Here is a 4914-nt window from a genome sequence, read left to right on the forward strand (position 1 = left end):
CAGCAGCACCGCTTGAACTTCTTTCCGCTTCCGCATGGGCATGATTTGTTGCGCATCCAATTCTTTCGCTTGGCTGGCGTTTCAGGCATGAGCCTTTCAGCCTCGTCGGCGCTCAACTCCACCATCTGCCTGTTGTTTTCCTGCTCAAACTTCGAAGCAATCTCTGCCATGGCTTCTTGAGTATCGGCTTCGTAGATGCGTCCTGTTCGGCAATCCATGGTGCGCTCCTGAGTCTCGTAAGGGCTGGCGGGTTATCCGGTATCACCGCTCTGGCATTTGTTGATCCGGTGCCACCCGGGACCCCCTACCGGTGGGAGCCACAAGTTCGCAATGTCATTGCGGTTGATGCGTCGGCCGGGAACCTCCCAACCCCTTACACATCCGAGGAGCGCTCTGCTGACTTGCGCAGGCTGGGGACCTGCCAGGTCACCTTGGTCAAAAGGACAGAGCGCTCCCGGATATAGGCTCCTTACGGGAGCCAGGCGGACTGATCGGCGAGGGCGGTGGTCGTGGGAACCTTTGCCTCAGTCTGCTGGCGTTCTATCGCCGGGACCCTGTCCCCGGCTGCAATGTCGGCACCTTGGCTTTCGCCTGGCCAGCTTTACCGGCTGCTTCTGATAGCGCTGCAGCTCGCGCTTGCTTCAAACCCTGTACAGATATCCACCCGTAGTCAGACGGGTAATCCGCCAGCTCCGGAGTGGTTTAATGGAAACCATCAGGCGGCACTCTCCGGGCCGTGATCGACAGGAAAGCCGGACCCTCGGCGCTCGTGATCGCGTCGTTCTTGCTCTCTGCGTTCAGCGGCCCGGCGCTCAGCACTACGGCGGTCTAAAAAGTCAGCAGCCCGCTCAAGTGGAATGCCGTCCGTTTGGTTCGGGTAAATGTCCGGGCGGAGTTCGTGGGGGGTGACCTGCCAGTCTGTGGCTTCGCAGACGGCGAGAACTTTTTCAGCCGATACTTGCCGGTGCCCTGAAAGCCATTGGTAAATCAGGCCCTGGGTAACCTTGAGGTGCCCAGCGAGCTGTCTTTGAGTAACCCGATTCCGGGCCATGTATGCGCGTAGTGTCTTCATGACCTGAGATATTAGTGATGCTATTACCTTGGGTCAATAGTATTGCTATTTGTGCGAGGTAATAGTTTTGCTATTCAATGCCGTAATGGAGACAAACCGAACCTTATCCGAAGAACAAATTGCTGATGCCCGTAGGCTTAAAAGCCTGTGGGAGAGGGAGTTTAAGGGCAAAATATCTCAAGAAGAGGCTGCGCACCTCTGCGGATGGAGGACTCAGGGAGCTTTCAATCAATACTTAAACGCAAAAATACCTCTTGGACTTCCTGCCCTGCTGAAAATATCTGAGGCGCTGGGCGTGAGCCCGGAAGAAATTTCCCCTCGGTTGGCAGCTAAGCTTCCGAAGAAGGGCTCTGTCGACTTCAACCTCTCCGGCCAATCCTACATACCTGGCTCTGATAATCCGCCAGCCGCGGCATCCTCGGAAATTGATCTCCTCCTGGCAAAAGCCACTCCACGTTCACGGCAGCAGTTATTGAGGATTGCGGAGGCGGCGGGAGACGGTCGCCTCAGCGAATCTGACATCAAGATGTTGAGTGATATCGCCAAACGACTGGAAAAAGGAAGCACCAATCACAGTGACGACTACCCAAACCTCAAGCCAGACACGGCTGATCCGGATTCTTGATCCTTCAGCGTATCGGGGAATGCTTCACTGGGTTGATCCAGAAGATGGGCATATCTCCGACGTCCATGTGGCGCGCTATGCAATAGATTTAGAAACCTCGGTGGAGGCCTACTCCAAGATTTACCCATGGGAAGACGGTCGTAACCGTGGGATGGTTAATGAGATCACCGGGTACCTGGTCTGTCATGCTCTGGGAATTCCCCAGCCGGCCCGGGCCTTTGTTGCTTACGTGCCCTTGCGGGAAATCTGCACGCCGGACTCTTCCCCTATGATCCGCCAGCTGGCCGAGCAAAGAGCTTATTACCCGGCATTCTGTACCCAGAGGCTGGACGGAAAGAGCGCCGCCTATCGGCTTCCACGGGTCGCGCTTCCTGGTCTCATAGAAGACGTGAAAGCATGGGACAAGCTGCCCACTACAATGGCCGTCGATGACCAGATTGCGAATGTCGACAGGCATCTCAATAACTTGATCAGGCTGGGTAGCAAGTCCTTTGCTGTGATTGATAACGGAATTCTGGCGGCTGCTCCCCGGGAAGGTGTGCATCACTGGACGGTTGATCGCCTGGACGCACTGGCGCTGTTCCGGAACAGACTCTGTGAGCACGTTTTTAACCAGGATCCACCAAACAAGGTGGTCAGTGCCACCCTTGGGGAAGCCCAAAACTGCGCGCCCGCCGTAGATTCAGTGATCGACGAGCTGGAGTTCTGGTGGTCTCAACTACTATCCGGCGAAGATTACGAAAAATTCAAAGCGTTCATTCTGGAAAGGACGTCTCAGATTGAAGTGATCCTGAGACGACGATACAACCGGCTGCTATAATTGGCATTATGATGCTCGATTCCCTTATTACTCATGCAGACACCGCCGGCGCACCCAATGTAGTGGGTCGTTATCGGCTGCTGCGCGTTTGTCCGGACCCGGTGGCGGACGAGTGGTTCAACGTGGGAATCTATTTTGAGGCCGCGGACGGGAGCCGAGACTATCGGTTGCTCGAAAACATGGAGGCTTTTAAATGCCTCTATGGCGCCCATGGCGTCGGCAACCTGAACAACCTGCTTTCAGTGGTCGCTGATGCGGCTAAAGCGGGCAGGCTGAATGAGCTTGGCCCTCACATCCGAGCCGGGCAAGAGCATTACGCGGCTGGCGAATCCACAGACGAGATTCTGTCCCAGATGTTCGATACGTTTGTGACCCTGAGCAGAAGACAAGTTGAAGAAGCCGAACCGAAAGAACGCACCGAAGGTCTCAACACAGTCGATCTTAGGAAAATAGTGCTGGGAGAGGTCAAGTCGAAGTACCGCGGCCTGTATAACCGCTCATTTCATGACAAGCCAATCTCGCTGGCGGATCCAGTCAACGATGAGAAGCGGGAATACGACCTGCCGATATTCCGTCAACCAAAACTCGGAAACGACACAACCAGGTTTGCCTCAATCATCTCGGCCTTCGTGAAAACCGATATCAACCGGGCGTATCACCTGGACCGTGGTGCTCTGACCCTGTTGAACGCCCGGGACGTCCTGAAGCAGAAGGGCCGGTCAGAAGGTGCTTTCTTTATCCTGCGGCCCCACGAAGGCGCTCCCGGTTTCGATGAGCAAGTGATGCGAAAGATCGACGACGATATCGACACTGCGATTTTTCATTTCCGGCATGACAAACACTTCCACTTTGAAGTGTTTGATGACCCCAGAATTCTCACCGAATACGCAATTGACTACGCGAGCTGACTGACAGCTTGTTCACGCGCCGAGTTCACGCTGCGCTGACATCGCCAGGAAAGCAGACCGACTCATATGCCGGCTTCTGGCCTCGTCGTCGATCCTGCGCAGCAATCCTTCCGGCAGGCTGACGTTCAGCCGAACTGATTTAGTTTTCAGCTTGCCGGTGTCGATATCCACCATCATCCAGATCCCGCCCTGGTAATCGGGATTGGCCATCAGCTTGTCCAGCGGGGTGGGTGAGGGCACCACCATGTCCTCATCCTCGCAGTACAGCTCTACCGCCTCCTGGATGTTGCCCGCCAGCTCGTCCCAGCCGTCCGCCGCAGAGAAGCAGCCGGGGAAGTCCGGCACTTCCGCGCCATGGGCGTGCTTGTCATCACCTGTATGTACATAAACCGGGAACAGCATAATTACCTCCAGTCCCATCCTGCTTGCCTGTAAATGCTGCGCAGTGTGCCCAGCGGCATATCCTTTCGCGGGTGTGGCACTACCACGTGCCCGGGCTTATCCGGGTGTTTGAACTTCTCGTGGTCGCCCTTGCCGCCCACTTTCACCCAGCCTTCCGCCTTCAATCGTTTGATAATGTCTGCGCTTTTCATAGTGTGTATTTTTACACAACTTCATGAGGCTGGCAATTTGCTGGTCTCCGCAAGATGGTATTAGTTAAAAAATAATAGCAATACTATTGACTGCAAATAATAGCGTTGCTATTGTTCACCCATAACGTTGATCAGGGAGACAACAAAATGGGCCGCAGACAGAAACCAACCTATCCCCGAATGGAAGTTGAGCTGGCGGATACATCACTTCTACCGCCGCGCCGTGCGGAGGTCGTAATGCTGGCGGCCCGAGGAATGAGCACCAAGGCCATTGCCCGCCAGCTGGGCATTTCTCCAGCCACGGTTGAGTGGCATCTGGACGAAGCCAAGGACCAGTTCCACGCGCTGGATCGGGTGGATCTTGTCTCCCAGGGCTGGATGCAGGGGCTATTCCGGGCCCGGATGCTTGCCTGGATGCTTGTTGCTTTCTCAGCGCTGCCGGCAATGCGCAGCAGACCCACACCAATGACCGGTACCCGTCCGCCAGCCGTGCGCAGCGTGATTGGCCGTACCGCGATCCGCGAATTCCGTGCTTAACCAGGAGAACACCATGGCAACGCTGACTATCGAACTTCCGGAAAAGGTTACCCAGGGCCAGATGATGGAGGCCCTGGCCTCGCTGGGCTGCGAGCTTCGGCTTTCCAGTGATGGGAGGAACTACAAGGCGGTACCGAAAGAGCAGGGCAACGTTGTCCGGATGCCAGCTCGGATTCGCGAAATCCGCCAGCCGGGCCCGGGTGTGGCCTGATTACCGATAACCAAGGAGAAAGTGATGGCACTGATTTTGAGTAGGCGCCCCGGCGAAACGATTGTGATTGAAACTCCAAGCGGGGAGATCGTGGAGGTCACAGTGCTGGGAACCAACGGCCCCCAGATACGAATGGCGGTTTCAGCAC

At 55.8% G+C, this 4914-nt stretch carries 10 protein-coding genes; 6 read left to right on the forward strand and 4 right to left on the reverse strand.

What is annotated here, in order from left to right; translation table 11 throughout:
• Together ACFC20_RS17380 and ACFC20_RS17385 are read right to left on the reverse strand one after the other, a co-directional pair.
• Positions 1 to 218, reverse strand: a 218-nt coding sequence (locus ACFC20_RS17380) for an SEC-C metal-binding domain-containing protein (RefSeq protein WP_375194084.1), incomplete at its 3' end; no start/stop codon positions are given.
• Between the two features lie 497 nt (positions 219 to 715).
• Positions 716 to 1072 carry a transcriptional regulator gene (locus ACFC20_RS17385; RefSeq protein ID WP_375194085.1) on the reverse strand — a complete coding sequence of 119 codons (357 nt, stop codon included), beginning with the start codon at positions 1070 to 1072 and terminating at the stop codon, positions 716 to 718.
• Between the two features lie 67 nt (positions 1073 to 1139).
• Between ACFC20_RS17385 and ACFC20_RS17390 the strand changes: the two genes are divergently transcribed.
• From ACFC20_RS17390 to ACFC20_RS17400, 3 genes are read left to right on the forward strand one after another with little or no spacing between them, the layout of a single operon-like run.
• Positions 1140 to 1697, forward strand: coding sequence for a helix-turn-helix domain-containing protein (locus ACFC20_RS17390; protein ID WP_375194086.1), 558 nt, complete (start codon positions 1140 to 1142; stop codon positions 1695 to 1697).
• Complete coding sequence (locus ACFC20_RS17395; protein ID WP_273156425.1) at positions 1648 to 2517, forward strand: hypothetical protein; 870 nt, start codon at positions 1648 to 1650, stop codon at positions 2515 to 2517. Before ACFC20_RS17390 ends, ACFC20_RS17395 begins: the two co-directional genes overlap by 50 nt.
• Before the next feature lie 11 nt (positions 2518 to 2528).
• Complete coding sequence (locus ACFC20_RS17400; RefSeq protein WP_273156424.1) at positions 2529 to 3425, forward strand: hypothetical protein; 897 nt, start codon at positions 2529 to 2531, stop codon at positions 3423 to 3425.
• Between the two features lie 12 nt (positions 3426 to 3437).
• Here ACFC20_RS17400 and ACFC20_RS17405 read toward each other — a convergent pair whose 3' ends face one another.
• Positions 3438 to 3827, reverse strand: coding sequence for a type II toxin-antitoxin system HicB family antitoxin (locus ACFC20_RS17405; RefSeq protein WP_273156422.1), 390 nt, complete (start codon positions 3825 to 3827; stop codon positions 3438 to 3440).
• A 2-nt stretch (positions 3828 to 3829) separates the two neighbouring features.
• The gene (locus ACFC20_RS17410) at positions 3830 to 4018 is read right to left on the reverse strand and encodes a type II toxin-antitoxin system HicA family toxin (protein ID WP_273156420.1); all 189 of its coding nucleotides are present in this window, start codon (positions 4016 to 4018) and stop codon (positions 3830 to 3832) included.
• A 180-nt stretch (positions 4019 to 4198) separates the two neighbouring features.
• On the opposite strand from ACFC20_RS17410, the gene ACFC20_RS17415 reads away from it, so the two are divergent.
• The 3 genes from ACFC20_RS17415 to ACFC20_RS17425 all read left to right on the forward strand — a co-directional run.
• Positions 4199 to 4555, forward strand: coding sequence for a response regulator transcription factor (locus ACFC20_RS17415; RefSeq protein ID WP_375194087.1), 357 nt, complete (start codon positions 4199 to 4201; stop codon positions 4553 to 4555).
• Between the two features lie 13 nt (positions 4556 to 4568).
• Positions 4569 to 4766, forward strand: a complete 198-nt coding sequence (locus tag ACFC20_RS17420; RefSeq protein ID WP_375172482.1) for a hypothetical protein — start codon at positions 4569 to 4571, stop codon at positions 4764 to 4766.
• A 24-nt stretch (positions 4767 to 4790) separates the two neighbouring features.
• Positions 4791 to 4914: carbon storage regulator (locus tag ACFC20_RS17425; protein ID WP_375194088.1), on the forward strand; the 124-nt coding region annotated here is incomplete at its 3' end.

The sequence above is a fragment of the Marinobacter sp. genome (assembly GCF_041984545.1).
Lineage (GTDB): Bacteria > Pseudomonadota > Gammaproteobacteria > Pseudomonadales > Oleiphilaceae > Marinobacter.

What these genes read in the sequence shown, in the direction of transcription:
- ACFC20_RS17420 (WP_375172482.1), top strand. Translation starts at nt 4,569, where the DNA reads ATGGCAACGCTGACTATCGAACTTCCGGAAAAGGTTACCCAGGGCCAG.
- ACFC20_RS17410 (WP_273156420.1), bottom strand. Translation starts at nt 4,018, where the DNA reads ATGAAAAGCGCAGACATTATCAAACGATTGAAGGCGGAAGGCTGGGTG.
- ACFC20_RS17405 (WP_273156422.1), bottom strand. Translation starts at nt 3,827, where the DNA reads ATGCTGTTCCCGGTTTATGTACATACAGGTGATGACAAGCACGCCCAT.
- ACFC20_RS17415 (WP_375194087.1), top strand. Translation starts at nt 4,199, where the DNA reads ATGGAAGTTGAGCTGGCGGATACATCACTTCTACCGCCGCGCCGTGCG.
- ACFC20_RS17400 (WP_273156424.1), top strand. Translation starts at nt 2,529, where the DNA reads ATGCTCGATTCCCTTATTACTCATGCAGACACCGCCGGCGCACCCAAT.
- ACFC20_RS17385 (WP_375194085.1), bottom strand. Translation starts at nt 1,072, where the DNA reads ATGAAGACACTACGCGCATACATGGCCCGGAATCGGGTTACTCAAAGA.